Origin of the sequence: Sediminibacillus terrae (genome assembly GCF_009602435.1) — a bacterium.
Lineage (GTDB): Bacteria > Bacillota > Bacilli > Bacillales > Amphibacillaceae > Sediminibacillus > Sediminibacillus terrae.
Map to the genome: position 1 here is coordinate 1 of NZ_VZDQ01000027.1, position 26,546 is coordinate 26,546.

Below are 26,546 nucleotides of genomic sequence, written 5' to 3' on the forward strand. Positions count from 1 at the left end.
TTCAAACGTGTGAAGTTCGTTGATGTCTTCCTTCTTATCTAGTTTTGAAGGTACACTTTTCTTAATTAATCACCAAGGAAGTTCTGTTAAGCCCGTTCACGTCCTGTGAACAACACAGAACGACCTGTATCCTGCAGGCCTGGTGGCAATAGCGGAGAGGCCACACCTGTTCCCATGCCGAACACAGCAGTTAAGCTCTCCAGCGCCCATGGTAGTTGGGGCTTTGCCCCTGCGAGAGTAGGACGCCGCCAGGCAGATTATTCCACCGTAGCTCAGTGGTAGAGCAATCGGCTGTTAACCGATCGGTCGTAGGTTCGAATCCTACCGGTGGAGCCATTTGCTTCCATAGCTCAGTCGGTAGAGCGCTTCCATGGTAAGGAAGAGGTCGCCGGTTCAAGTCCGGCTGGAAGCTCTTTTTTAAAAAACAGGTTTTCGCAAATTGCGAGAACCTGTTTTTTTATGCGCTTGATGTTACAAATATGACTATATAGACTATTGTCACGCTTGAAAATGTAAAGCGGTTGAGTATATATACCTTCTTTCCTCACTCTCCTGCAAAAGACAGGGACTTTAACCATGACTAAATATTACAAAAACAGAGTATAATTACCTTTTTTTGCTATACTATCTAGCCAAGCTTGGAAAGTTTTAGTAATATCGTTGTAACTTCTTTAGAATATTCTGAAAAGTAATGAAAATGGAGGAGGTGAAAGAAAAGTAAGTCTAAAAAAATTGGAAAGGGGAAATTCCATTGAGGCCAAAAAGAGGAAAAATGAAATGGCTTAGCATTTCTTTGATCGCTTTTTTGGTATTACAACTTTTCACTTACACCACCGCCTCGGCACAGAGCTCCTCAACAAGTCTTTCCATCAAAGATAACCTGCAAGTAAATAATAAAATCAGTAAGGATTTAACTGATTCCTTTCAAAAGTCGAAAGAAGTCACCTATCTGGTGAAAATGAAGGATCAGGCAGATACTGCTAAAGCAGCAAAAAATGCTGAGGCAGCTGCGCAAAAGAAAGATTCTTCTTTAACAACCTCCCAAATTAAACGAGTCAAAACATCCGCAGTTGTGACGGAATTAAAATCAACTGCTTTAGAGTCCCAACAGTCATTGAAAAAATATTTGGAGAGTGCAACCGAAAAAGGTAAAGTCTCTTCTTTTAATTCTTACTACATTGTCAACGCGATGGCGGTGACAAGTAATGAAGCAATCATGAAGGAAATTGCTGCTATGCCGGAAGTAGAAAAGGTTCTCCCAAACAGGGTGAGAAAGCTGACTCCGGCTGTGCAAGAAACGGTAAAAGAAATGAAACTGGCGAAGGGTACAGATGCTACAGAATGGAATATTGATCGAGTAGGTGCCCCGGAAGTTTGGGAAGAAATGGGGATAGATGGAAGTGGCGTAGTCGTTGCAAATATTGACACTGGTGTCCAATGGGACCACCCAGCACTTCAAGCGCAGTATCGCGGCTTCGATGCTTCCAACCCTGATCAAACAGATCATGAACTAAATTGGTTCGACGCTACAGCCGGAGAAGAAACTCCATATGACGATCAGGGCCATGGTACCCACACGATGGGAACAATGGTAGGTACGGATGAAGATGGCAGTAACCAGATAGGTGTTGCACCTGGTGCGAAGTGGATAGCGGTAAAAGCTTTCACTGCTGCAGGCGGTACGGATGCAGATTTACTGGAAGCGGGTGAATGGGTGCTTGCTCCTAAAGATGCTGACGGAACGCCTCATCCGGAAGCGGCTCCAGATGTAGTGAACAATTCCTGGGGAGGCGGACCAGGAATGGATGAATGGTATCGTCCAATGGTACAGAATTGGATAAGTGCCGGTCTGGTTCCGGTATTTTCGGCAGGAAACGACGGACCTGGTGATGGAACCATCGCCGCACCGGCGAATTACCCAGAGGTCATCGCGGTAGCTGCTACCGATTCGAGCGATGGATTGGCCAGCTTTTCTTCTCGAGGGCCTTCTCCATACGACGGTGAAATAAAACCGGACATTGCTGCTCCTGGTGTGAACATTCGCTCCTCTGTACCGGGAAGCAACTACGAGAGTGGCTGGAATGGTACTTCGATGGCAGGACCACACGTTGCGGCTACTGCCGCCCTGTTGCTACAGGCGGATAGTTCCCTGTCGGTAGAAGATGTAAAGGATATACTGATGGAAACAGCAGATACAACTACGAACAGCCAATATCCGGAAGATCCTAATGAAGGATTCGGTCACGGAATTGTCAATGCATTCAATGCAGTTTCCGCAGTGGTGAGCGGAGTGGGTGAAATCACCGGGAATGTATACAAGGAAGGGGACGATAGCGAAGAGCCTGCCATTGAACATGTAGCCCCGGAAGATACTTATGAAGGTGTACCGCTCTCCCTTTCTGCCCAAGTCCAAGATAATGTCAGCGTTGATACGGTTGAACTGCAGTACCGTCTCGACGGGGGTGACTGGGAAACAATCACTGCAGAATTAGTCCAAGGTGATTTCACTGAAGGTACTTACCAGGCTGTGATTCCAGGTGAAGCTGTCGCAGGCGACACACTGGAATACAAATGGAAAGCAGTGGACTTTGGCGAAAATGAAGTGGAAACAAACGTGTATCAAATTTCTATTAAAGAAGCAATTTCTGCAGGGTACGAAGAGGACTTTGAAGCAAACCCGGTAGGCTGGTTGTCATTTGGGGAAAACAACACTTGGCAGTGGGGTGTGCCGGAATCCGGGCCAGAAGAAGCTGCGTCAGGAGAAAAAGTCTATGGGACAAACCTGGCGGGAGATTATGACAGTGATGCAAACATGACCCTGGTTATGCCGCCAGTGGAAGTGCCTGAAGGGGATACTTTCCTACAATTCAAATCATGGTTTAACTTAGAAAATAACTATGATTACGGTCATATAGTGGTTTCTACTGACATGGAAAACTGGGATCAGTTACAAGAATTTAACGGAACAACGGATGGGTGGACGGATGCAGAAGTTGACCTTTCCGATTATGCCGGACAGAATGTGTTTGTCGGATTTCACGTTGATACCGATTCAAGCGTAGTGCGTGAAGGATGGTATATAGACGATGTAGCATTAACTGATCAGGCAGATGGTTCAACTGCCTCCCTTCATAAGAACACGACGAAAAAAGCAAAAGCAGCTACGCAGGATAAGAAATCTGCTGACAAAAAAGTAGAAAAGAAAAAGAAGGTCAATCCTAAAAAATTAACACCTTCTAAGCTGAAAGAAGTGACTGCACCCCAGCTGGCAAAAGGGGAAATCGACGATCAGTATCAACCAAACCTCTTGCCATTGGATGCCACAGTCACTGTGCTTGAAACGGATCGTTCCGTAGACACGAACCCTGCTGATGGAAGCTTCCGCTTACTTCATGGTGCGGGAGAGTACACTCTACAAGCAGACGCGTACGGGTTCTATGCCGAGGAGCAGGCTGTTGATGTTCCGGAAGAAGGCTCAGTAGAAGCCAATTTCACGTTGAATCCGATCCCGACTGGTACGGTTTCCGGCCAAGTGATCAATGAAGAAACTGGGGAACCGATTGAAGGAGCTACCTTGATGCTTGTCGAGGACGCAGCAGTCGATCCTGTGGAAACAGGGGAAGATGGATCTTACTCCATCGAAGCATATGAAGGAGATTATACTCTTCGTGTGATGGCTCCGGAATTTCACGCTAAAGAAGTTTCTGTTTCCATTGAAGCGGATGAAACGGTCGAACTGACAATCGAAATGGACCCATTCATTGGGTACCCGGGAGAAATCGGTTACGATGATGGAACAGCAGAGAATGCACGTGCATTTTATGATGCGGGCAACGGCTGGGCTGTGAAAATGTCTCTTGCAGAAGGGCAGGAATCAGCCATGGTTACAGGTGGTCTTTTCCGTTTCTGGACAGAAGATTGGCCAGTACCTGGCGGAGAGGAATTCCAAGTAGCTGTCTACGATGCCAGCGGACCGGATGGGGCACCAGGTGAAAAACTTGGCGGACCATACGATGCAACTGCTTTGCGGAACGGCGAGTGGACGCGTGTCGACCTGGCTGATAAAGGAATTTCTGTATCCGGAGATTTCTATATGGTTTATATTCAAAGTCAACCAAATCCAAACACTCCAGGACTAGGTACTGATGAAGATGGAGAAAACGCCGGAAGAAGCTGGCAATTGGTTGACGGTGGCTGGAGTCAAACACCAGAGGCCGAAGGGAATTACATGATCCGGGCCTTGGTGAGCTATGCAGCTGAAGCACCAGTTATTGAATCGCCATCAGATAACAGTTATACCAAGGAAGAAGTTGTTACGGTTACTGGAAGCGCGGCACCATCTACAACCCTGACTGTTTACAATAACGAAGAAGAAGCAGCGGTGACAGAAGTCAGTGAAGCTGGTGAATTTTCGGTCGATGTTACACTTGAACCAGGGGCTAATTCCCTGACAGCTGTTTCTTCTACCGATAACGGTTCCACTGACCCTTCTGACCCGGTTGTCATAACACTCGACCAACAGAAGCCTGAGCTTACTATCACTTCTCCGGAAGATGGAGAAAAAACGAATAAAGAGGTAGTGAAGGTTACTGGCGAGGTTGAAGAAGACAATCTTGATAAAGTGGTAGTGAACGGTCAGAAAGCAGACGTTGATGAAAATGGAGCGTTTTCTAAGCGTATTCTTCTGGATGATGGTGAGAACGAAATTAAAGTCCGGGCTGTTGACAAAGCCGGTAATGTCCGTGTCAAAACCGTCACCATTGACGCGAAACTGACTGCGCCGGAAATCACCAATGTTTTACCAGAAGAGGATGTCCAACTTCAAGCAGGCGAATCAGTGAAAATCGAGTTTGATTCAGAAGCGGATTTGGATGCAACATTCTATATCAAAATGCCTTTAACCAATTTATCCAACAACGCTACCGAGCTGCCGATGACTGAAACCGAAGATGGACATTATGTTGGTTACTGGACAGCTACTTCCAATTTGGTAGCGGAAGGAGCGGAAATTGTGGTGAAAATAAGTGATGATTACGGTAATACAACCGAGGCAGCAGCCGAAGGGAAATTGTTTATTAACACGGAAGACTAAGCTTTTTACCTCCCCCTATATTATATAAATGGATTGGCCCCTTGGTGCCGTTTCACCAAGGGGTTGTTTTTATGGAAGAACGGCAAAGTTTTTGCGGAAAAATGCTTGTCAAAATCCACAATACCTATTATAATCATATTCGTGCTTAGAAACAGGAACGGCGTTTGTTAGAGGAGAAAATAAAATATAAAAATTTACTCTTTACAAACACCACCTATTTGAGTTATAATAGTATCTGTCAGTTTGAAAGATAGACAATACTGGCCCGTTGGTCAAGTGGTTAAGACACCGCCCTTTCACGGCGGTAACACGGGTTCGAATCCCGTACGGGTCACCATATGTTTTAGTTAGTTGGAGGATTAGCTCAGCTGGGAGAGCACCTGCCTTACAAGCAGGGGGTCGCAGGTTCGAGCCCTGCATCCTCCACCATTTGCCGGCCTAGCTCAATTGGTAGAGCAACTGACTTGTAATCAGTAGGTTGGGGGTTCAAGTCCTCTGGCCGGCACCATCTTTTTAATTGTATAACCTGCATTCCGAAGATTATAATAGGGGTACAGGTCCATTAATACATGGAGGGATAGCGAAGTTGGCCAAACGCGGCGGACTGTAAATCCGCTCCCATCGGGTTCGTAGGTTCGAGTCCTACTCCCTCCATCATTTAAAAACATATAAAAACGATTTAAGTGCGAGCAGCTGGCACTGCTTTTGTTTTTATTGGGCTATAGCCAAGCGGTAAGGCATCGGGTTTTGATCCCGTGATTCGCTGGTTCGAATCCAGCTAGCCCAGCCATTTCTTTTATAAGTAAGATGATTGGATTTATTGTGAGCCATTAGCTCAGTTGGTAGAGCATCTGACTTTTAATCAGAGGGTCGGAGGTTCGAATCCTCCATGGCTCATCAAGGAAGTTGTGGTCGGATTCTCACCTACGGTTCCCCTTGCTTTCGATTTACAACAAAAGGATGCAAGGACTAGCCTGCGGCGTCGGAATCCTCCATGGCTCATCAAGGAAGTTGTGGTCGGATTCTCACCTACGGTTCCCCTTGCTTTCGGTTTACAACAAAAGGATGCAAGGACTAGCCTGCGGCGTCGGAATCCTCCATGGCTCATTGTTTAACTTAAGATGGACAGGGCTGTTTTCAGTGTTCTCCATGTCTTTCTCGTTGTTGCCATTAAAATTTGCGGATGTGGCGGAATTGGCAGACGCGCTAGAATCAGGCTCTAGTGTCTTCGGACGTGGGGGTTCAAGTCCCTCCATCCGCACCATATGCGGAAGTAGTTCAGTGGTAGAACACCACCTTGCCAAGGTGGGGGTCGCGGGTTCGAATCCCGTCTTCCGCTCCAATATGGGGCCTTAGCTCAGCTGGGAGAGCGCCTGCTTTGCACGCAGGAGGTCAGCGGTTCGATCCCGCTAGGCTCCACTTCTAATAAAGGGTAAAATTACTGTTGACAGTAGTTTTACCCTTTTTATGTGGAATGAAATAGGGTGTGTGTCTGGCTTCAGCGTCTCCCGCTCGAGGTCTTAAGTCAATCCTTTATGTGGGCAGGAATATCAATCTGCCACTTCCGTATATATATACAATTTTTTGTCCGGTTGAGTCATTCCTGCACTTTTGACTAAAATGAAGATAGGAAGTAACGAACTTTGAAAAAATGAAAGCGGATCCTTGGAGTTATAAAGGGATGATAAATCGGGAGGAGGCAACATTGTGGTTAATAAGAAAGTATCGATTATAGGTGTTCCGATGGATTTAGGACAGAACAGACGTGGGGTCGATATGGGACCGAGCGCGATTCGCTATGCCGGTGTGTTGGAAACTCTGGAGGCGTTGAATTTTCAAATCGAAGACTTGGGGGATATTAAAATTTCCCGTCCGAGTCGGGGGGCGGAACAGCTGCAAGACAACTTGCGCAATTTAGGCCAAGTTGCCGAAGGGAATGAGTTGCTTGCCAAGCAGGTGGATGAAGTGATAACTGCCGGAAGGTTTCCCCTCGTGTTAGGCGGAGATCATAGCATTGCTATCGGAAGTTTGGCTGGGATAGCCAAGCATTACGAAAACCTTGGGGTGATATGGTACGATGCTCACGGAGACCTTAACACGGCGGACACATCGCCTTCCGGGAATATACACGGCATGCCATTGGCGGTGAATCTTGGACTGGGACACGAGCGACTGACCAATATACTAGGTTATCAGCCAAAAATAAAACCGGAAAACATTGTCCTCATCGGAGCGCGTTCTTTGGATGAAGGGGAAAAAGAGCTTATCCGTGAAAAAGGCATTAAGGTATATACAATGCATGAAGTGGATCGGATGGGAATGTCTGCGGTGATAACGGAAGTCATCGATTATTTAAAGGATCGAACCGACGGCGTGCATCTAAGCCTTGATTTGGATGGACTCGATCCGGGAGATGCACCGGGAGTGGGTACTCCGGTAATCGGGGGTCTGAGTTACCGGGAGAGCCATCTGGCTATGGAAATGCTGGCGGAAACAGACATGGTCACTTCTGCGGAGTTCGTGGAAGTAAATCCTATATTGGATGAAAAAAATAAAACAGCTGTAATAGCTGTGGGATTAATGGGTTCTTTATTTGGAGAAAAATTAAAGTAGTTTTATGGTGTGGCCCTTGCTGAAAAGCGGGGGTTTTTTGTTTTCGATTATGCTTTATCGTATTCATTCAGCCAGTAATCGAGCCGGGTACTGGCCGAGACTACTGCATCGGAGGTAAGTTCTTTTTTGTGAGACAGTTCTAGCATTTCCTTGCGGCAAGCTTCAATTTTTTCCAACAAATACAATTTAATATCCATACCTTCCTCCCAAACTGATATAATATAGTTGTTAATATTTACCCGGTTTAATAGACCTATAAACATAAATTTTTACTATTTTTTCGGTGGAACGAAAATGTTCCTGCTTTTGTTTGTTCAAAAAACAGCAAAAAAATTGAAACCTCAAACCATCGTCACTCGTATAGGTAGTGACCGCAAATGCAGCGGAGGTATTTTTAAATGGATCTGATGATAAAGCAAAAAATAAAGCAAGTGAAAAAAGGAGATCAATCTGCATTTGAGGATGTTGTTTCCTTTTATCAGAACAAAGTGTACCAAATATGTTACCGGATGTTGGGTAATAGTCATGAAGCAGAAGATATAGCTCAAGAAGCTTTTATTCGCGCCTATGTAAATATCCATACCTTCGATGAACGTCGCAAATTTTCTACATGGTTGTATCGAATTGCAACCAACTTGTCCATTGACAGGATCCGTAAGAAAAAACCTGATTACTTTCTGGATGCAGAAGTAAAAGGGACCGATGGATTGGATATGTATTCGCAATTGCCCGCAGAACAAGCATTGCCCGAGGAAGAAGTGGAAAGCCTGGAACTGCAGAGTTACATTCAACAGGAAATCATGGCACTTCCGCCCAAATACCGGGGAGTGATTGCCTTGAGGTATCTCGATGAATTGTCTTTACAAGAAATAAGTGAGATATTGGATATACCGATGGGTACAGTGAAAACACGGATTCATCGAGGCAGGGAGACCCTGAGGAAACGGCTTCGCCACGTGTAAAGGAGTGTGAATACAAATGAGCTGCGATAAAGAAATTGTCAACCTCATGCATATATATTTGGATGGAAACCTATCGAAGGAACAAGAAAATAAGTTGCGCAACCACTTGCAGTCCTGTGAAGCGTGCCAGAAGCATTTTCACGAGTTGAAAAGAACAGTAACGATGCTGAAGAGCGGCAGTGAAGTCCAGGCGCCATCCGGCTTCACTGCAAAAGTGATGGACAGTCTTCCGAAAGAAAAAAGGCGCGTCGGATATATGCGCTGGTTTAAAGCCCATCCACTCATAACAGCAGCAGCGATATTCTTCTTGTTTATGTTTAGCGGGATTTTCTCCGCTTGGAACCAGGATGGCCAGTTGTCCGTTTCCAAACAGAAAAACTTAGTTATCCAGGATGACACAGTCATCGTTCCGGAGGATGTGGTGGTGGACGGTGATTTAGTCGTTAAAAATGGAGACGTGAAGATAGAAGGAGAAGTAAATGGGGATGTGGTCATTATCAACGGGGACCACCTGATGGCTTCGGCCGGCCAGGTCAGTGGAGAATTGAAAGAAGTGAACCAAGTGTTTGACTGGATTTGGTACCATATCAAAGATATCACCAAGAGTGTATTTTCATTGAATGATTGATGGAACATGAACAAAACCTTTGCCACCTTTTGCGGGCAAAGGTTTTATATTGTCCAAAACAAGGAAGTATATTCATTTAAGAGCAATTATTGAATAAGGTTAATATATGATATAATAAAATAGCTTGTCCGGAGGGATGGTACTTGAGAATTCTATTGAGAGGAATTAAAATGCAAGTACATAGCGTTATCATTCAACAGATAGGAAGAAGATTTCATGCATAGAAGGACGTGGAAACATGTTTGATGGGGGATTCGACGTACTCGACATACTTAGAATCGGAATAGATATTGCCCTTGTCTGGTATGTTTTATATAAATTGATCATGTTAATCAGAGGCACGAAAGCCATTCAATTGTTAAAGGGCATTTTTGTCGTGCTTGGAATTTGGTTTTTGAGCAGCGAGAGTGTACTTGACTTGCGAACCGTCAACTGGTTGATGTGGCAGGCAATCACGTGGGGGTTCCTGGGAATCATCATCCTGTTCCAGCCAGAACTCAGACGGGCTTTGGAACAACTGGGCCGGGGAAGCTTTTTCTCACGGAACACCACTTCCGAAGAAGAATTGCTGAATCGAAACGTTGATGCCATTGTAAAGTCGTGCAATTATATGGCAAAACGAAGAATCGGAGCACTGATCACCATTGAAAGGGAAACGCCGATGGGTGATTATGTAGAGACAGGGATCCCGATCAATGGAAGACTGACCAATGAGCTGTTGACCAATATATTTATTCCCAATACCCCTTTACACGATGGGGCAGTCATCCTTAAAAATGAACAAATCATCGCCGCCGCCTGTTATTTGCCATTATCGGAAAACCCATTTATCTCGAAGGAATTGGGAACGCGCCACAGGGCGGCGATGGGTATCAGCGAGGTTACCGATGCATTGACCGTGGTGGTGTCGGAAGAAACCGGACAAATCTCCTGTACAAAAAATGGAGAGCTTCACAGGGATTTGGATCAGGAAAAACTGATCGAGATGCTTAAACAAGAGTTGGATGTCACGTCCAAGACCCCTATGGCAAAAAGCTGGAACTGGAGGGGGAAGAAGAATGGATAATTGGCTGAAAAGTCCTTGGGTTATCCGAGGATTATCATTGGCAATGGCGATATTACTGTTCACAGCAGTAAGGCTGGATGATAATATCGCTCCGCCAGATGACTCGAAAACCTTCATTCCAAGCGGTTCTGAGCAAATAGAAACAATGAACAATGTTCCGGTCAACATTGAAATCGACGAAGAAAAATATGTGGTAAGCGGTGTGCCGGAAAACGTCAACATGAATATAGAAGGTCCGAATAGTTCTGTAACCCCTTTGGTAAGACAGCGGTCATTTGAAGTGTTTGTCGACTTGCAGGGGCTTGAACCGGGCACGCATAACGTTGAAATTCAATATGCAGGCATTCCGAGCGACATCAATGTCGACATGGAGCCGAAGACTGCTGAAGTGACGATAGAGGAACGAGCAGCCGAATCGTTCCCTGTGGAAGTGGATTATATCAATCCGAGTCAATTAGCGGACGGATTTGAAATCGGAGATGCTTCTGCAGAACCGGAAACAGTGGAGATAACCAGTTCGCAGAGCGAAGTGGACAAGGTTGCAGTCGTAAAGGCTTATGTCGATTTGAAGGATGTAGATAAACCAATTGATTCCAGAGAAGTACCGGTCAAAGTCTATGACAGTCAGGGCAATGAACTGAGTGTCCGGGTGGAGCCGGAAACGGTCGAGGTATCTGTCGACATCAACAGTCCAAATAAAGAAGTGCCGGTAGAAACTGTGACCAGAGGAGAACTGCCGGACGGATATTCGATTAAGTCGATGGAAGTAGAACCAAGCGACGTCAAGGTCTATGCTTCAGAGGAAAATCTGGCGAAAATCGAACAAATCGAAACCGAAGAAATTGATCTTTCCAAGATTACAGAGGCGACGACTATGGAAGTCAGTCTGGCACCATCCTCGGAGATGCGTCTGGTGGAGCCGGAACAGGTGAAAGTACAAATTGAATTGGAGCGCACAGAAACGTCTACCATTGAAAACGTTCCAATCGACGTCCGGAATCTTCCGGAAGACGCAACGTTGAATTTTATCGAACCGGAAGAAGATGAAATGGACGTGACGGCGCTGGGCACCGAAGAAGAGCTTGACGGAATTTCAGCCAGCGATTTTCAGTTATCCGTCGATGCCGGGAGCCTGGATGAAGGAGAGCACAAGCTGCCAGTCAGTATAAGCGGTCCGGACGGAGTAGCGGTAGAACCAGAATTTGAAGAAATAACCGTCCAGATAGAATGATATTTCACGTGAAGGAATAAAGGAGAGGTGCATCATGGGAAAATATTTCGGAACAGATGGAGTCAGAGGGATAGCAAACCAAGAACTCACACCAGAACTTGCATTTAAATTGGGCCGCTTTGGCGGTTATGTTCTGACCAAGGGAACGAGCAGGCCGAAGATTTTAATCGGCCGCGATACAAGAGTTTCCGGTAATATGCTGGAGAACGCACTGTCTGCCGGTCTTTTGTCGATTGGCGCAGAGGTGATGCGCCTTGGCGTGATTTCGACTCCCGGCGTTGCCTTTTTAACAAAAGCACTCAGCGCGGAAGCAGGTGTCATGATATCTGCATCCCATAATCCAGTAGAGGATAATGGGATCAAGTTCTTCAGCCCTGACGGCTTTAAACTTTCAGACGAACAAGAGCAGGAAATCGAGTCACTGATGGACCGCGATGAAGACGATTTGCCGCGTCCTGTCGGGGGCGATATCGGTCAAGTCAATGATTATTTTGAAGGCGGTCAAAAGTATATTCAGTATTTGAAACAGTCGGTCGACAATGACTTTGACGGGCTTCATATAGCCTTGGATTGTGCCCACGGAGCTACTTCTTCACTGGCTTCCCATCTGTTTGCCGATTTGGAAGCGGACATCTCTTCCATCGGTACGTCACCGGATGGATTGAATATAAACGACGGGGTCGGTTCTACCCACCCTGAAACGCTGCGTGATTTCGTATTGGAAAAACAAGCGGATATCGGGCTTGCTTTTGACGGTGATGGCGACCGCTTGATTGCGGTAGATGAGCTTGGCAATATTATCGATGGCGATCAGATTATGTATATATGTGGTAAGTATTTTAACGACAAGGGCTTGCTGCGTCATAATACAGTAGTTTCGACCGTAATGAGCAATATCGGTTTTTATAAAGCGCTCGAAAAACACGGAATGAAAAGTGATAAAACAGCGGTCGGTGACCGATATGTCATGGAAGAAATGCGAAAAGGCGGCTACAACCTCGGTGGAGAGCAGTCCGGACACATCATTTTCCTTGACTACAATACAACTGGCGACGGCATGCTGACTGCATTGCAGCTCGTCAATGTCGTGAAGGAAACGGGTAAGCCATTATCCGAACTTGCTTCGGAAATGGAAAAGTTCCCGCAGGTACTGAAAAACGTTAAAGTAGTCGACAAACATGAAGCATTGGTCAATACTGCCATTCAGGATGCCATCGAAAAAGTGGAAGAAGAACTTGGCAGCAATGGCCGGGTGCTGGTCCGTCCATCCGGTACCGAACCGTTGGTGCGTGTCATGGTAGAGGCACCGACCAAGGAAGAGTGTGAAAAGTATGTTGACCGGGTTGCGAATGTGATCGATGAATTGCTCGGTTTGCGGGAATAGATAACTTCGAAAAAATGAATATGCATAAAACGGCACTTCTATTCCGTTTTATGCATATTTTATTATGTCCGGACAGAAAGAACTATTGCCAGTCTGATTTTTTTGCAGTAAAATAAAGTGTATTCTGCTTTTAAAGGTTTGACTGGCTAACTGACCGGTTAAACAGTTAGGGCATGGATGCTTCATTCAAAAAGGAAGGAGGATCGATGTAAAGGTAAAGGTTCATAAAGCGCCTGGGCTATTTTCCGGACGGAGGAAAATAGTTGACGAGGAGGAGGTTTATCGAGCAGTTCGGCGGATGCCTCCCGGTTGCACACATCTCAACCGTTATGTTTTTGCTTCGAAACCAAAGAGGCGACTCTTTGTACAAGGACAAAGACAAGATGATATTATTAATCATTTTACGGGAAAGGGGCAAACGAAACGCCCCTGAAAGTCATAGAGGAAACAGTCTTCTGGCGGATTTTGCAGTTTTTTGCTGTACGCGAAAATCGGCATTTTTCGCAGATGACTTTTTCTGCTGGTCGTTTGTTTGCCCCTTATATTCAAGGAGGATAACAACGATATGTGTGGAATTGTAGGTTATATTGGAAGCAACGATACGAAGGAAGTACTTTTAAACGGCTTGGAAAAACTGGAATACCGCGGATACGACTCTGCAGGAATCGCCACCTTGAACGATGATGGCATCAATTTGTTCAAGGTGAAAGGCCGGATAGCGGCATTGCGCTCAAAGGTGGAAACAGATGATAGCTTTGCGACGATGGGTATCGGTCATACGCGCTGGGCAACACATGGTGCTCCCAGTGAAGAAAATGCCCACCCGCATCAAAGCACGACGCAACGCTTCACAATCGTTCACAATGGCGTAATTGAAAACTATAAAGATGTCCGCAGTGAGTTTTTGAGCGATGTCACGCTTCATAGCGAGACAGATACAGAAATCATCGTTCAGCTGATTGAAAAACTTTATCAAGAGCTTGGTGATGTCGTCCAGGCTTTTCGCGAAGCGATTGCTTTGTTGAAGGGCTCGTATGCAGTTGCTCTAATTGACGCTGAAGATCAAGAGACCATTTATGTTGCCAAAAACAAAAGCCCGTTATTGGTAGGGCTTGGCGATGGTTTCAATGTGGTGGCCAGTGACTCGATGGCAACGCTGCAAGTGACGGATCGTTATATGGAGCTGGAAGACAAAGAAATCATCATTGTATCGAGAGACAACGTAGAATTGCAAAAACTGGACGGTACGGTCGTTGAACGGGAACCGTTCACGGTCGAAATCGATGCTACGGATATCGAAAAGGGGACATACCCTCATTTCATGCTGAAGGAAATCGATGAACAACCGTTTGTGATGCGGAAGATCATTCAGGAATACCAGGATGAAAACGATGAAATCAAACTGGATCAACAGGTGCGCCAGGCAATGCTTGAAACCGACCGGGTTTACATCATTGCGGCAGGTACCAGCTTCCATGCAGGACTGGTAGGAAAACAGTTCTTGGAGAACATTGCCAATGTTCCCGTGGAAGTTCATATTGCCAGTGAATTTTCTTACAACATGCCGTTATTATCAGAAAAGCCTTTGTTTGTATTTATTTCACAGAGCGGTGAAACAGCCGACAGCCGTTCTGTGTTAGTGAAAATCAAAGAATTAGGACACCCGTCTCTAACGTTGACAAACGTTCCGGGTTCCACCCTTTCTCGTGAAGCAGACTATACCCTGCACTTGCATGCAGGACCAGAAATCGCCGTTGCCTCCACCAAAGCATATACAGCACAGATTGCGGTGCTAGCCATTTTGGCTGTGGACACAGCAAAAGCGAAGGGCTTGCCTTTCGACTTCAATCCACTTCAGGAACTGGCTATTGTGGCCAACGCGATGGAAGGTTTGACCGACCAAAAAGAAATAATCGAAGAAATTGCCAGAGACTTCTTTACAGAGACACGCAATGCGTTTTATATCGGCAGAGGACTTGATTACTTTGTCGTTCAGGAAGCATCCTTGAAACTGAAGGAAATTTCCTATATTCAGGCAGAAGGCTTCGCCGGTGGTGAGCTGAAGCATGGCACAATTGCGTTGATCGAAGAAGGCACTCCAGTGATTGCGCTGGCGACTCAGGAAAGTGTCAATTTATCCATCCGCGGCAATGTCCAGGAGGTTGCGGCCCGCGGAGCGAAGACCTGCGTTATCAGCATGAAAGGTTTGGAACAGGAGGGCGACACCTTGGTTCTCCCTCATGTACATGAATTGCTGACACCACTGGTAAGTGTCGTTCCAATGCAGCTGCTTGCTTATTATGCTGCATTGCACCGTGACTGTGATGTTGATAAGCCGCGTAACTTGGCGAAGAGTGTGACAGTGGAGTAATAAAAACAGGCACAAGCCCTTGCTGTTATCTCCCTGTTACTTTCTTCTTCCCCATTCCAAAAGGTCTGTACCTACTGCTAAATAGTTGGTACATTCGAGGGTAGAATGTGGGAAAAAGGAGAGATACACAATCATTTTAAGTTAATCAAATCGAGGCTGGATCCAGTAGGGGTCCGGCCTTTTTTTATCTCTTTTCGCTTTTAGTTTTTACTCCTAATTCTTCTTTCCATTATGTGAAGAACTTAATCACATTATAATCGCATTTCCTTGATTGAAAAGGGAGAAGTTCGTCTTGGAAAAGTAACGAGAAAGTGATAAGGACATTATAAAGTAAAATTTAGTCAATCAATGAGTACGTAAAAATGAAATAATTTTCAAGGTGGTGAATGATATATTGACAGACTACCTACCTGATGGTAGGATAAGTGTGACAAATCAAATTGCCACTTATGATACCCCCTTGGCTTGTATGCGTTCTCTGATCGTCACTGGCGGCTACAATGATCCAGTTATGCCCGCATTGTTGCGGCTGAGATTCGTAAGGTAAATATCAAGGTGGTAGATGATTTGTTGGCACATTACAACTAGGAGGTAGTGCAGAGGTATGGCAAAAACATCTACCACTTATGATGACATTCTGGCTTGTGCGCGTTCTCTGATCGTCACTGGCGGCTACAACGGTTTCAGTTATGCCGACATTGCTGATGTAGTTGGGATTCGTAAGGCGAGTATCCATCACCATTTTCCAAGCAAGGTCGATTTGGTACGAACGCTCGTTAGGCGATATCGGGAAGAATCTAAAGCGGGGATGGCGAATCTCGAACTTCAGGTATCTGATCCGCTGGAACAGCTTCGGCTCTACGTTGGTTATTGGGAAGCCTGTATCACGGACGCAAGCGCTCCGTTTTGTGTCTGCGCGCTGTTGGCAAGCCAGCTTCCCGTCCTTCCCGAGGAAGTCGTAGAAGAGGTCCAGTCACATTTCCGCTACCTGTCGGCATGGTTGACATCCGTGTTGGAACGCGGTGTGCGGCACAAGCAACTTCATCTTGTGAGTGCCCCTGGTGACGAGGCCGAAACATTCATGGCCACGGTTCATGGCGCGATGCTTTCGGCGCGGGCTTATGGTGATCCGCAGATATTCGGCGCCGTGACAGATCAACTCTTGGAACGGTTCACTTCGAGTCTCTCTTGCAATGAAAGTCGCGATGGCGAAAATTGAAGTTATGATCGAGATGAAAGGGGCTCAACATGACCTCCCTTGAAATTAACCCACTTAGGGGGAAGTCTGCGTATTATTTAGAATAAGCTCACTAGTTGTGCGGATTATACTGAGACAACAATTCGCTGCGGTCTTGCTCACATTGTCAGTCTGCGGGTGAAGCCGAGATTGGGATCTCCTATCCTGTGAACATTTATTCAATCTTGGGGGCAAGCCGTGCGAGTTCGTTAAATCCAAGTGAGTCTACAGGATACCTCGTGCCATAGTGAACCGCGGGGAGCTAGGACTGTACCTTGTTGCTAAATGGTTGGGAAACATGCTGACTGGCGATGAATCAGACTACATACCCAAGAACTGCTATAGGATTTTACCAGTTTTCATAGCCGGAAAACCGAAATCAGTTATGGCCGTCTCCATCTAGTGTTTTAGTGTGGTGATGGTTGCTCAGATGGAAAGAGACGCCAAGTTTTAATGGTGGATTTCGCCTTATAATCTACCTTCTAGTAGGTAGTTTGCCGTCAATTAAAGAACCGTGCTGGCCGGAAATTCTATATTTTAGGAGGGGATGTTTGCCGCTTTTCCTTGCGACACAATCCGTGCAGGTATGGATGTCGATGCCGATGCCTCCATCTATCATCAATGTTGCTGATCCTAATCCAAGTCAAGTCATCACCGATCTGATCAGAATGCTGTCAGCTGCTAGTATTGACTCGCACGAAGACAGAACAAATACCCTTGTCCTTAAGGACTGGAAGGAGACAATTATGTTTGGAATTTCATCACTCGGCTGGGTGCATACACTCAGCAGCTTACCCGCTATTCCGCTGGCTATATATATGTTTGCTCGTTACGGACGGATCGTGCCTCGGTCTAGGTCCGGTATCTTCTATTTTATTTCGATGCTGATTGGTGCTATCACCGTTTTCCCCATCGCACATCAATCGGTCAGCTATGTCATTGGAACAGCTACAATCCTATTGCTGCTCACCGGATACAGCATAGGGCGTATTGGGGGTTTCGGGCGTGCAGGCAAGTACCTTGAAACAATCTCCCTTAGTTTGACGGCGTTTCTATTGATGGTACCGACCGTTACCGAAACCTTGACCCGTGTTCCGGACGGCAATCCTATAGCCGCCGATGTGAAGTCGCCAATTCTTCTAGGCGCCCAAGCCGCTCTATTCGTTATTCTCATTGTTGGCTTGACGGCACAAATCATTCATTTGCGCAGGGAGGGCAGGGTGGCGTTGATCGAATCGCCGATCGAGATGTCTGGCGAATGAAGCATCATTAATGGAGATTTAGCATGACAATAAACCAGCAAGTCTTTTTAATATACAGACTCTTTTGAGAAAGTTCTAATTAAAAAGGAGATGCAAAACATGTCATTAACTCAAACTTTAGCGGAAGCCAAACAAGAATTTATTGCCCATACCCCTTTGGATATTCAAACGGAGATGTTCCGTCAGATTCGGGAGCAGCAGGAATCCGATATTGTGTACGGGCGACAGGAGGGGCAGAAGGCAAAGGATTTTACACTCAAGAATGCTTTGGGAGAAGAGGTTAACCTTTATGAGGAATTGTCCAAAGGACCTGTTGTCCTGACTTTTTACCGCGGTGGATGGTGCCCGTTCTGCAATAGTCAGCTTAAGGCTTATCAGAGGCTATTGCCGGACATCGAAGCCCTTGGAGGGCGGTTGATCGCTGTCAGCCCGCAAAGCCCGGACAACACGCTTTCCCAGCAGGAGAAAGAAGAACTGACGTTCCAAGTACTTAGCGATACACACGGTCTTGTGGCTGCTTTCTATAATATTCTTTACGACGTTCCGGATTACATCCAGGATATTATGAAACAAATTGGTATGGATCTGACAGAATACAACGCGACGAACCGTTGGATCCTGCCGATTCCTTCCACTTTTATGATCGACGAGTCCGGAATTATCCGTTCTGCCTACGTGAATCCGGATTTTATGCAGCGGTTAGATCCGGAAAGTATTATGCATGAATTAAGAAAGCTGTAATTTCACTGTTGTCCCAGGAGCAACAGTGAGAAGCTTTCCGACTGGATACAAACATATTTGTACAATGAAATGCGAAATAGGCATTTAAAACATATTGCACCCCAAATGTTATTGAAAATTTAACGTTTGGGGTGTTTTATATGAAACATAGGTTGATCCATTAAAATGGAAGTTTGTTGAAGGATATTCCGAAAGATGCTTCCATGCGATATCCATTTGGAGTATTATAGGTCCAATGGCTCGTTTTCAGGAAATATATTCTTCTATTCCTTAAATAAAATCCGGTATGATAAAATGTGCTATATAAACATGGTTTCCTGTCATGATAAAAAAACAGCATCCATGTTTTTTATTTTTTTGGAATTGAGGTGGGGGAATATGACAAAGGATACGGAAGATCTTGCCCGTGCAACCGGCAGTAAAGCCGTCACCAAACTGGAGTTCCGGGGAGGGGCCTTCGGTGCAGCTGTCCCGTTATTGTTTTTTGTGATTTGGGCGATAACGACGAGTGTACTGCAGCTGTCATCGGAAATCGGTTTGGTGATGGGGGCTGTCATCGGTTTAACGCTTGGGCTGTTGTTCAGTAAAAGCAAATGGGAGGATTATGCACAGGGTTTATTTGATGGTCTTGCCCAGCCAATCGGCGTAATTGCCATGGTTGCCTGGTTTTATGCCGGGATGTTTGCTCAAGTCCTGCAGACCGGTGGTTTGGTTGAGGGGCTGGTGTGGATCGGTGCGATTACCGGCCTGACCGGTGGACTTTTCGTCGCTTTGACCTTCTTGCTTGCAGCAGTCTTTTCCACTGCTGTCGGAACGGGATATGGTACTACAGTTGCTTTCTGTACGCTCATGTATCCGGCAGGAATTGCAACCGAAGCCGATCCTGTCATGTTGTTCGCGGCGATTTTAGCCGGTGCGGTGTTCGGTGATAACTTGGCTCCTGTTTCGGACACGACGATCGTCTCCGCTACGACACAAAACGCCGATGTGCCCGGCGTAGTACGCAGCCGATTCAAATACGCAATCATTGCTGCTATTCCAACCACACTGCTGTTTGCCATATTTGGAGGCGGCGCAGCGGTTTCCACAGATGAAACAGCTCGTACCGCGATGCTCGATTCCGCCGATCCTAAAGGGTTATTGATGTTGATTCCGTTCGCTCTCGTATTGATTCTTGCTTTATCCGGACATCATTTAATTACTTCGTTGACGTGGGGAATCATTGTTTCGATTCCGTTGATTGTTTTCTTAAATTTGGGAGCCTTCAGCGATATTATCCGATTCAATCCGGATTCGGATGCTATTGTGGAAGGTGCGCTTATCAACGGAATCACAGGTTATATTAATATGGCCATTTTAATCTTATTGATAGTGGGGGCTGCTCATTTGCTTCGCTTGGGTGGCACGATGAATGTCATCACCAATGCGTTGGTCAAATGGATTAAGACATCGATCCGTAAAGCTGAATTTGCCATCTGGTCGATTGTTGCCTTGCTGAATAGTGCTATCACCATCAACACTGCTGCGGAAATTGCCGCTGCTCCATTTGTCAAGGAGCTGGGCGACAAATACCGCATACATCGCTATCGGAGGGCGAACATGCTTGATGCGGTCACGTCTGCACTGGGATACATCTTCCCGTGGGGAGCGCCTGTACTATTGGGTTGGTCGACGATCCAAATGATGCAGGACACGTACGATTGGCTGCCGGTTGTAGCGCCGACTTCTGTATTCCCGTTCGTATTCCAAGGATGGTTTCTTGTTATCGTGATGCTGGTAGCGGCATTGACCGGCTGGGGACTGCGATTTGAAGGGGAAAATGGAGAAGAAAGCAAAGAACCGCCGAGCGGCGATTAAAACACAGAAGAATTATATCCAGAAGAGGCTGTTTCCTGACTGATCCCGGATGCAGCCTCTTTTTTGTCCCAGCATCAAACAAATTTCCTCTATATTATGATAGCTATCTAGTCCATTAGAAAATCCCTCACATATTATATGGCAATGGGGCAGGAAAAGAAAATGAGTGTCCATCATTGGGGGTGAACGGTCCGATTGGAACAAAAATTAAAAATCCTGATTCTGGTAAGACAATTTTGGCTGGATTTTCCCAAGCATAAACCAAAGATAGATATGTTGCGTGCTATCGAGGAATTTGCAGAAGTGAATTATTGGCATGAGGATGGGAACATCCATGAGATTCTGGGTGCATTACAATGGAAACCGGATTTTATATTTCATTATGATATTGCCTGGGACAATGGGCTCGCGCCTGTCATAACCGGTTTGGCAGATATTGATATTCCCAAGGCCTGTTTTGTGATCGACTTGCATTTTTCTAAAACGAAAAGGATTCAATATATCGAAAAAAACAAGGTGGATTTGATTTTTTCTGTCAGTAAAAATCCCTTTCTGACTGTATTTCCGCAATACAAGGATAAATTGTGCTGGCTGCCATGGTCGATCAATCCAGATATCATCAAGGATTGGAAGATGAAAAAGGATATCGATTATCTATTGATGGGATTGTTATATTATGAAGATGAACGGAATCCTCCGAGACAACTAGCAGCAAAGGGTCGCTATGCTTTTCGGGAAGCAGTGCTGAATACGATGAAAGATGTCCCGGGATTTGTATTCCATCCGCACCCGGGTCATAAAGTTCCGTACTCAGCGGAAATGTACATTAACGAGAAGTATGCCAGAGAATTGAACCGGGCAAAAATATTTTTCACCTGTGGAAGTCGAAATTCCAGTGGGGCTTTTGCGGTATTGAAGTATTTTGAAGTATTGGGGTGCAAAACGTTGCTGTTGGCAGAACCAAACCAGGAAATCACAGAGTTGGGTTTTCAAGACGGCGTCCACTACGTTGCCTGCAATACGAATGAGATTTATGAAAAAGCGTTGTATTATGTAAATAATGAGGAACAACGAAATCAAATTGTCCAAAATGGATATGACTTCATCCATCAAAATCATACGAACGAGATGCGGGCAAAGCAGTTTGTAACTTATTTAACGAATTATTTAAACAAGATATAAGATTTCTTTTCAGAGTAGGGAATTTCCTGCTCTTTTTTTGATAGCCATCATTTTGTCCGGAAAGCTGCAAAGTACCACATGATATTGATGACGACGCCTGCACCGCAAGCAACCAACAAAGCAAACAGCGATAAAGACATCCCGTTGTTCACCGTAAAAAAGGAGCCTCCTAAAAACATCGGGAGGAAGCTAAGTAATCCTACTCCGCATAATGCAGCCATTACAAATTTCACCCAAGTCATACCAGATAGAAAAAGGATCAACGGCACGAAATAGCAGATAAAGACCATGCTGACTGCAAGCCACATGCCAGTCGTATTGAATTGATTGGCGTTTTCACCGATGTCTGCCAGTGGTGTCAGAGTTGTCAAAATAATGACCAACCCGTAAAGCAAAGCGGAAACAATCGTAAAAATCGTGACTTTTCTTTTCAAGAAAATCCACCCTTTCTTTTCGTATTCATTATTCGTGTCCATTATACGTTTGTTTCATCATGATTAATAGTGAAATATCAGATTTTTACAAAAACGAAGGTGTTTTTCATTTATAATGAAAAAAGTAGGTACTGCCACAGCAAAGCATAGAATGACAGGATGATTGTTTTCCTGGTTGTTAGTATAAAAGCAAGGAGTGAACGACATGGCATGGGTAGAATCGATCCAACGGGCGATTGACTATATGGAAGACCATTTGCTGGAACCGATCAATTTGGAGGATGTTGCCAAACAAGCGCATGTTTCCGCTTTTCACTTTCAGCGGACATTCGCCATCTTGACGGACATATCGGTTGGTGAATATATACGGCGCAGGCGCCTGACATTGGCTGCACAGGAATTGATCCAAACCAGTAGCAAGGTGATCGATCTCGCCTATAAGTATGGCTATGACACTCCCGAGGCTTTTTCAAAAGCTTTTCGAAGGCAGCACGGTATATCACCAAGTGAATCGAGAAGGCTTTCTGAAATGCTGACAATCTATAACCGGCTGACCATCCAGGTACAGTTGAAAGGAGCAGATCCGATGAAGTGGCGAATTGTCGAAATGGAAGGTTTTTCAGTGGCAGGTATGAAACGATCCTTTTCTCTCACCGATGACGAAAACTTGAAAGAAATACCGAAACTATGGAATCAGGTGAATAATGATGGAACAGATGAGCGATTGTTTCGTCTGAATAACGGTCCGATTAAAGGGGTGCTTGGTGTTTGTGTTGATAATAAAAACGAAAAGCGGACAATTGATTATTGGGTGGCAACAGCATTTGATGGTGATCCTCCACAAGCATTCGAGCAAATGAACATCCCTGCTTCCAAGTGGGCGGTTTTCGAGGTCCGTGGACCGATGCCGGGTGCCATGCAGAAAGTATGGAAGCGGATTTTTACGGAATGGTTTCCCACTAGTGGTTACAAGCATGCAGGGACACCGGAATTAGAAGTGTATTCCAGTGATGATCCAGCCCGCCTTGATCTTTATTCAGAAATCTGGATTCCTGTAAAATGAGAAGCAGCTAAGGAAAGAGGAGGGACAGTCACATGCAGAAAAGAATCAGGGATTATGGTATCGAGATTGGCAGCCTGGAAACCGGACGCTTGAATAAAATTACTGACGTGAGCGGGGTGACGGTTGGTCATGCCACTATTGATGACGGGCCGTTAAAGACTGGGGTCACAGCTATCCTTCCTCACCAAGGCAATTTATTCACCAACAAAGTTGTGGGTTCTGTCCATGTTCTCAATGGTTTTGGCAAGTCGGTGGGCGCAATTCAGCTGGAAGAGCTGGGGACGATCGAAACGCCTATCCTGTTGACCAACACTTTAAGCATTGGAACGTGTACGGATAGTTTGATCGATTATATGCTGGAGCATAACCCGGAAATAGGCCGGACGACCGGGACGGTCAACCCGCTTGTCGGGGAATGCAATGATATGTACCTGAATGATATTCGGACAAGAGCAGTTCAGAACAGACACGTTAGAGAAGCATTGACTTCCGTCACCACCGATTTTCAAGAGGGGGGAGTCGGTGCTGGCACAGGAATGAAATGCTTCGGGCTGAAAGGTGGGATTGGTTCTTCTTCCAGGGTGGTCTCTTACCCGCATGGCTCTTATACAATCGGAGTCCTGACACTTACTAATTTCGGCTCCTTGGAACAGCTGCGGATAAACGGCAAGCAAGCAGGGAAAATCATTAAACAACGGCTGGCAGTACAGCGCGATGAACTCGACAAGGGGTCGGTGATGATCGTGGTTGCAACCGATTTGCCAGTATCTTCGCGCCAGTTGAAACGAATCATTAAAAGAGCGGGGGTTGGTTTGAGCCGTTGTGGTTCCTATATTGGAAACGGCAGCGGCGATATCGTCATCGGATTTTCCACAGTCAATCAAGTCGCTCATCGTTCTGATGGGAGAGTTAATTGTCATCGCTACATTCATGAGGATGACATCGACCCGGCATTCCTTGCAGTTGCAGACGCTACAGAAGAAGCCATACTCAATTCGATGCTCACAGCTGAAACTGTAACAGGCAGGGATGGAAATACGTTGTATTCGCTGCGTGAGTTTATCGGGTTCCTATAAAAAAACCGTCGGATTCTTTTCCGGCGGTGATTTCTTGTTATCTCAAAGGAAGTCTGGATTGTTCTTTAAAAAGTTTCTCCAAGCATGTTGTGTACCTTCCTCTAACTCCTGACGCGATGCGCGCAGTCTTTTTTCTGAGGTACCAAACCCGATCTCCAAATCGCCTTGTTTGATTCTGCTATATACAGAATCCGCGAATTCATGCAGGTCGGCACCGAATGTATGGAGGCCGGCTCCGCCTAAATCTGTATTGACAGCCGGAGGAAGAACTTCGATGACCTCTGTACCCGTTCCGGCTAGCTGTAGTCGGAGCGATACTGTGAAAGAATGGATGGCGGCTTTTGTGGCACTGTAGACAGGAACCCATACTCCTGGTGTGAACGCCAGACCGGAAGATACATTGATGATTGCCGCACTATCCTGGTTGGCAAGATGGGGTGCAAACAGCATGGATAAATGGATTGGCCCATCGACATTGATCGAAATTTCCTTTTGATAATCGGCCCAATGGTCGGCCGCCTCGAACAAGTTTGCTCTTTGTTGAATGCCCGCATTATTTACAAGGACGTTGATTGTAGGAAATTCTTTTTTTACCCATTCAAACAGTGCAACTCGATCCGCTTCGTCGGCAATATCGCATTTACGGGTGTGCAGCTGCGGGTATTTTTGTTTCGCATCGTCCAACTTTGTTTCATTCCTGCCAACGATGATGACAGTATTGTTGTCTTCCAGGAAACGTGCAGCCAGGGCAAGCCCGATTCCGGAGGAGCCGCCTGTTATCAAAATGGTGTTATTGGAAACATTCATATGGAACCCTCCAAGAGTATAATCAATTTACCAGGTTATCTTACCCGACTTCAGCTGAATTCAGCCAGTCATTTCAAGCTTTCTAAGCAGCTTTGGAAATACAAAAAAGGCTTTCCTGTGACAGGAAAGCCTTTTGTTAGACTAGTTACGCTTTTTCAACATTAGCTGCTTGAGGTCCACGGTTGCCTTCTTCGATATCGAAAGTAACTGCTTGGCCTTCATCCAATGTTTTGAAGCCTTCGCCTTGAATGGCAGAGAAATGAACGAATACGTCGTCGCCACCTTCTACTTCAATGAAACCGAAACCTTTGTCTGCGTTAAACCATTTTACTGTACCGTTAGTCATAAAAAAATTCCTCCACGTGCTTTTAGCACAATATATTACTATTCTTGCTCTATAAAATCATTCAAGACGATAATCGCTTAAAAGCTTTTTCTTCTTTCATTACAATCATACCGAACAACAATAATTGAATTAAGTATATCATGGATACTTCATCAATGGACATAGGTAAAAAGATTCATTTTTTGGGTGGAGGTGATATAAGGTGTGTGAATATTCAGTTTACGTGTTGAAATCCTGCAAATATCGTTCTATGATGAAAGGTGATTATATAGAAGGACGAAAAAATAGAAAAAGTAGCGGAACGGAAGTGGAAGGATGCAGAAAGAGATAATCAAAACCCGAAAAATCACCTTTCAGCGAGACGGCAGAAAGATTTTACAAGAGGTCGATTGGCAGGTAAGCTCGGGCGAACATTGGGTGATCCTGGGCTTGAACGGCTCCGGAAAAACTTCTCTATTGAAAATCGTGACAGGTTACGAGTGGCCTGCCCAAGGAACTGTTGATGTTCTGGGAAATCGATTTGGCAGGACGAATTTGCCTGAACTTCGCAAATCCATTGGTTGGGTAAGTTCCGCGGTCGATGAACAATTCCTTAATAGAGCGGACGATACAGCATTGGAAGTGGTACTGAGCGGAAAGCATGCTTCGATCGGTATTTATGAGAAGGTTGATAATCAGGATGTCTTGCGAGCAGAACAATTGCTTGATGAGATGCAAATGGCCGATTTTGCCGGGCATCCATTTGTGAAACTTTCTCAAGGGGAAAAACGCCGGGTCATTATTGCCCGGGCTTTAATGCCAGAGCCGAAAATACTAATACTGGATGAGCCGTGCAACGGCTTGGATATCTATGCGAAAGAACAACTGCTAACCACCGTCCAGAAAATGGCCGTTCAAAAGGGTGGACCGACACTGCTGTATGTCACGCACCAGCTGGAGGAAGTGATTCCGGCCGTCACGCATGGATTGCTGATTAATCAAGGGAGAGTGGTGGCCGCAGGGGAAAAAGCAAAAACATTGACCGATTCCAGGTTGATGGAGACGTTTCAAGTTCCTTTAGAAGTTGAATGGAGAGAATCACGCCCGTGGCTGAAGATAAAGTCGACTTTGTAGGAGGAATACAAGGTTCGCTGGAATAGAGGAAAAGGGACAGAAAGAAAAACCGAACGGGTTCGAAGTCTGCAGCTTCCGAAC

20 protein-coding genes, 11 tRNA genes and 1 rRNA gene are annotated in these 26,546 nt (G+C 45.6%); 28 read left to right on the plus strand and 4 right to left on the minus strand.

Going from position 1 to position 26,546, the window contains the following annotated elements:
- The first annotated feature begins 138 nt into the window (after window positions 1-138).
- The 14 genes from rrf (at window position 139) to rocF (ending at window position 7,705) form a co-directional block, all read left to right on the plus strand.
- A 5S ribosomal RNA gene (gene rrf, locus F6X55_RS16840) occupies window positions 139-254 on the plus strand.
- A gap of 7 nt (window positions 255-261) precedes the next feature.
- A tRNA-Asn gene (locus F6X55_RS16845) sits at window positions 262-336 on the plus strand.
- 3 nt (window positions 337-339) lie between these two features.
- Window positions 340-412: transfer RNA gene (locus tag F6X55_RS16850), tRNA-Thr, on the plus strand.
- A 360-nt stretch (window positions 413-772) separates the two neighbouring features.
- Window positions 773-5,092 (plus strand): S8 family serine peptidase, encoded by a 4,320-nt coding sequence (locus tag F6X55_RS16855; protein ID WP_419866471.1) that lies wholly within the window; start codon window positions 773-775, stop codon window positions 5,090-5,092.
- 262 nt (window positions 5,093-5,354) lie between these two features.
- Window positions 5,355-5,429: transfer RNA gene (locus F6X55_RS16860), tRNA-Glu, on the plus strand.
- A 16-nt stretch (window positions 5,430-5,445) separates the two neighbouring features.
- Window positions 5,446-5,521 (plus strand) — tRNA-Val (locus F6X55_RS16865).
- A 3-nt stretch (window positions 5,522-5,524) separates the two neighbouring features.
- Window positions 5,525-5,600, plus strand: a tRNA-Thr gene (locus tag F6X55_RS16870).
- Between the two features lie 63 nt (window positions 5,601-5,663).
- Window positions 5,664-5,746: transfer RNA gene (locus tag F6X55_RS16875), tRNA-Tyr, on the plus strand.
- 61 nt (window positions 5,747-5,807) lie between these two features.
- A tRNA-Gln gene (locus tag F6X55_RS16880) sits at window positions 5,808-5,882 on the plus strand.
- 34 nt (window positions 5,883-5,916) lie between these two features.
- Window positions 5,917-5,989 (plus strand) — tRNA-Lys (locus F6X55_RS16885).
- Window positions 5,990-6,271: 282 nt separating this feature from the next.
- A tRNA-Leu gene (locus F6X55_RS16890) sits at window positions 6,272-6,356 on the plus strand.
- 3 nt (window positions 6,357-6,359) lie between these two features.
- A tRNA-Gly gene (locus F6X55_RS16895) sits at window positions 6,360-6,434 on the plus strand.
- A gap of 4 nt (window positions 6,435-6,438) precedes the next feature.
- Window positions 6,439-6,511 (plus strand) — tRNA-Ala (locus F6X55_RS16900).
- 288 nt (window positions 6,512-6,799) lie between these two features.
- Window positions 6,800-7,705: an arginase gene (rocF, locus tag F6X55_RS16905; RefSeq protein WP_268744580.1), complete on the plus strand. Its 906-nt coding sequence runs from the start codon at window positions 6,800-6,802 to the stop codon at window positions 7,703-7,705.
- A 47-nt stretch (window positions 7,706-7,752) separates the two neighbouring features.
- Here the strand turns inward: rocF and F6X55_RS16910 are convergent, their stop codons facing one another.
- Window positions 7,753-7,902: an aspartyl-phosphate phosphatase Spo0E family protein gene (locus F6X55_RS16910; protein ID WP_081704465.1), complete on the minus strand. Its 150-nt coding sequence runs from the start codon at window positions 7,900-7,902 to the stop codon at window positions 7,753-7,755.
- 201 nt (window positions 7,903-8,103) lie between these two features.
- Here F6X55_RS16910 and sigW point away from each other — a divergent pair, with 201 nt between their 5' ends.
- From sigW to F6X55_RS16965, 11 genes are all read left to right on the plus strand, one after another.
- On the plus strand, window positions 8,104-8,667 hold the full coding sequence (sigW, locus tag F6X55_RS16915) for an RNA polymerase sigma factor SigW (RefSeq protein WP_026571541.1): 564 nt from the start codon (window positions 8,104-8,106) through the stop codon (window positions 8,665-8,667).
- Window positions 8,668-8,683: 16 nt separating this feature from the next.
- On the plus strand, window positions 8,684-9,295 hold the full coding sequence (locus F6X55_RS16920) for an anti-sigma factor family protein (protein ID WP_153464875.1): 612 nt from the start codon (window positions 8,684-8,686) through the stop codon (window positions 9,293-9,295).
- Window positions 9,296-9,533: 238 nt separating this feature from the next.
- Window positions 9,534-10,361 carry a diadenylate cyclase CdaA gene (gene cdaA / locus F6X55_RS16925; protein ID WP_026571539.1) on the plus strand — a complete coding sequence of 276 codons (828 nt, stop codon included), beginning with the start codon at window positions 9,534-9,536 and terminating at the stop codon, window positions 10,359-10,361.
- Window positions 10,354-11,592 carry a CdaR family protein gene (locus tag F6X55_RS16930; protein ID WP_026571538.1) on the plus strand — a complete coding sequence of 413 codons (1,239 nt, stop codon included), beginning with the start codon at window positions 10,354-10,356 and terminating at the stop codon, window positions 11,590-11,592. The genes cdaA and F6X55_RS16930 overlap by 8 nt, the downstream gene beginning before the upstream one ends.
- A gap of 34 nt (window positions 11,593-11,626) precedes the next feature.
- The gene (gene glmM / locus F6X55_RS16935; RefSeq protein ID WP_026571537.1) at window positions 11,627-12,976 is read left to right on the plus strand and encodes a phosphoglucosamine mutase; all 1,350 of its coding nucleotides are present in this window, start codon (window positions 11,627-11,629) and stop codon (window positions 12,974-12,976) included.
- A gap of 565 nt (window positions 12,977-13,541) precedes the next feature.
- Entirely contained in the window at window positions 13,542-15,347 is a 1,806-nt protein-coding gene (glmS, locus tag F6X55_RS16940; RefSeq protein WP_153464877.1) for a glutamine--fructose-6-phosphate transaminase (isomerizing), read from the plus strand.
- 604 nt (window positions 15,348-15,951) lie between these two features.
- Entirely contained in the window at window positions 15,952-16,566 is a 615-nt protein-coding gene (locus F6X55_RS16945; RefSeq protein WP_051381984.1) for a TetR/AcrR family transcriptional regulator, read from the plus strand.
- 569 nt (window positions 16,567-17,135) lie between these two features.
- On the plus strand, window positions 17,136-17,846 hold the full coding sequence (locus tag F6X55_RS16950; RefSeq protein WP_235162429.1) for a hypothetical protein: 711 nt from the start codon (window positions 17,136-17,138) through the stop codon (window positions 17,844-17,846).
- A gap of 99 nt (window positions 17,847-17,945) precedes the next feature.
- A complete protein-coding gene (locus F6X55_RS16955; protein ID WP_153464879.1) occupies window positions 17,946-18,587 on the plus strand; it encodes a peroxiredoxin-like family protein in 642 nt (213 codons plus the stop codon).
- 378 nt (window positions 18,588-18,965) lie between these two features.
- Window positions 18,966-20,444 carry a Na+/H+ antiporter NhaC family protein gene (locus F6X55_RS16960; protein ID WP_153464881.1) on the plus strand — a complete coding sequence of 493 codons (1,479 nt, stop codon included), beginning with the start codon at window positions 18,966-18,968 and terminating at the stop codon, window positions 20,442-20,444.
- Window positions 20,445-20,639: 195 nt separating this feature from the next.
- Window positions 20,640-21,626, plus strand: coding sequence for a glycosyltransferase family protein (locus tag F6X55_RS16965; protein WP_153464883.1), 987 nt, complete (start codon window positions 20,640-20,642; stop codon window positions 21,624-21,626).
- Between the two features lie 47 nt (window positions 21,627-21,673).
- On the opposite strand, the gene F6X55_RS16970 is transcribed toward F6X55_RS16965, so the two are convergent.
- Entirely contained in the window at window positions 21,674-22,060 is a 387-nt protein-coding gene (locus tag F6X55_RS16970; protein WP_153464885.1) for a DUF5391 family protein, read from the minus strand.
- A 205-nt stretch (window positions 22,061-22,265) separates the two neighbouring features.
- On the opposite strand from F6X55_RS16970, the gene F6X55_RS16975 reads away from it, so the two are divergent.
- Both F6X55_RS16975 and F6X55_RS16980 read left to right on the plus strand, forming a co-directional pair.
- The gene (locus tag F6X55_RS16975; RefSeq protein WP_026571531.1) at window positions 22,266-23,123 is read left to right on the plus strand and encodes an AraC family transcriptional regulator; all 858 of its coding nucleotides are present in this window, start codon (window positions 22,266-22,268) and stop codon (window positions 23,121-23,123) included.
- A 32-nt stretch (window positions 23,124-23,155) separates the two neighbouring features.
- Entirely contained in the window at window positions 23,156-24,199 is a 1,044-nt protein-coding gene (locus F6X55_RS16980) for a DmpA family aminopeptidase (protein WP_153464887.1), read from the plus strand.
- A gap of 42 nt (window positions 24,200-24,241) precedes the next feature.
- Here the strand turns inward: F6X55_RS16980 and F6X55_RS16985 are convergent, their stop codons facing one another.
- Window positions 24,242-25,006, minus strand: a complete 765-nt coding sequence (locus F6X55_RS16985) for an SDR family oxidoreductase (RefSeq protein WP_153464889.1) — start codon at window positions 25,004-25,006, stop codon at window positions 24,242-24,244.
- Window positions 25,007-25,151: 145 nt separating this feature from the next.
- Window positions 25,152-25,352, minus strand: a complete 201-nt coding sequence (locus F6X55_RS16990; RefSeq protein ID WP_026571528.1) for a cold-shock protein — start codon at window positions 25,350-25,352, stop codon at window positions 25,152-25,154.
- Between the two features lie 315 nt (window positions 25,353-25,667).
- Here F6X55_RS16990 and F6X55_RS16995 point away from each other — a divergent pair, with 315 nt between their 5' ends.
- On the plus strand, window positions 25,668-26,465 hold the full coding sequence (locus tag F6X55_RS16995) for an ABC transporter ATP-binding protein (protein ID WP_035427271.1): 798 nt from the start codon (window positions 25,668-25,670) through the stop codon (window positions 26,463-26,465).
- Window positions 26,466-26,546 lie beyond the last annotated feature (81 nt).

Excerpts from the sequence above, each read along its gene's own strand:
- F6X55_RS16855 (WP_419866471.1), top strand. The coding sequence starts at position 773 with ATGAAATGGCTTAGCATTTCTTTGATCGCTTTTTTGGTATTACAACTT.
- F6X55_RS16910 (WP_081704465.1), bottom strand. The coding sequence starts at position 7,902 with ATGGATATTAAATTGTATTTGTTGGAAAAAATTGAAGCTTGCCGCAAG.
- sigW (WP_026571541.1), top strand. The coding sequence starts at position 8,104 with ATGGATCTGATGATAAAGCAAAAAATAAAGCAAGTGAAAAAAGGAGAT.
- F6X55_RS16920 (WP_153464875.1), top strand. The coding sequence starts at position 8,684 with ATGAGCTGCGATAAAGAAATTGTCAACCTCATGCATATATATTTGGAT.
- cdaA (WP_026571539.1), top strand. The coding sequence starts at position 9,534 with ATGTTTGATGGGGGATTCGACGTACTCGACATACTTAGAATCGGAATA.
- F6X55_RS16930 (WP_026571538.1), top strand. The coding sequence starts at position 10,354 with ATGGATAATTGGCTGAAAAGTCCTTGGGTTATCCGAGGATTATCATTG.
- glmM (WP_026571537.1), top strand. The coding sequence starts at position 11,627 with ATGGGAAAATATTTCGGAACAGATGGAGTCAGAGGGATAGCAAACCAA.
- glmS (WP_153464877.1), top strand. The coding sequence starts at position 13,542 with ATGTGTGGAATTGTAGGTTATATTGGAAGCAACGATACGAAGGAAGTA.
- F6X55_RS16945 (WP_051381984.1), top strand. The coding sequence starts at position 15,952 with ATGGCAAAAACATCTACCACTTATGATGACATTCTGGCTTGTGCGCGT.
- F6X55_RS16955 (WP_153464879.1), top strand. The coding sequence starts at position 17,946 with ATGTCATTAACTCAAACTTTAGCGGAAGCCAAACAAGAATTTATTGCC.
- F6X55_RS16960 (WP_153464881.1), top strand. The coding sequence starts at position 18,966 with ATGACAAAGGATACGGAAGATCTTGCCCGTGCAACCGGCAGTAAAGCC.
- F6X55_RS16975 (WP_026571531.1), top strand. The coding sequence starts at position 22,266 with ATGGCATGGGTAGAATCGATCCAACGGGCGATTGACTATATGGAAGAC.
- F6X55_RS16980 (WP_153464887.1), top strand. The coding sequence starts at position 23,156 with ATGCAGAAAAGAATCAGGGATTATGGTATCGAGATTGGCAGCCTGGAA.
- F6X55_RS16985 (WP_153464889.1), bottom strand. The coding sequence starts at position 25,006 with ATGAATGTTTCCAATAACACCATTTTGATAACAGGCGGCTCCTCCGGA.
- F6X55_RS16990 (WP_026571528.1), bottom strand. The coding sequence starts at position 25,352 with ATGACTAACGGTACAGTAAAATGGTTTAACGCAGACAAAGGTTTCGGT.
- F6X55_RS16995 (WP_035427271.1), top strand. The coding sequence starts at position 25,668 with ATGCAGAAAGAGATAATCAAAACCCGAAAAATCACCTTTCAGCGAGAC.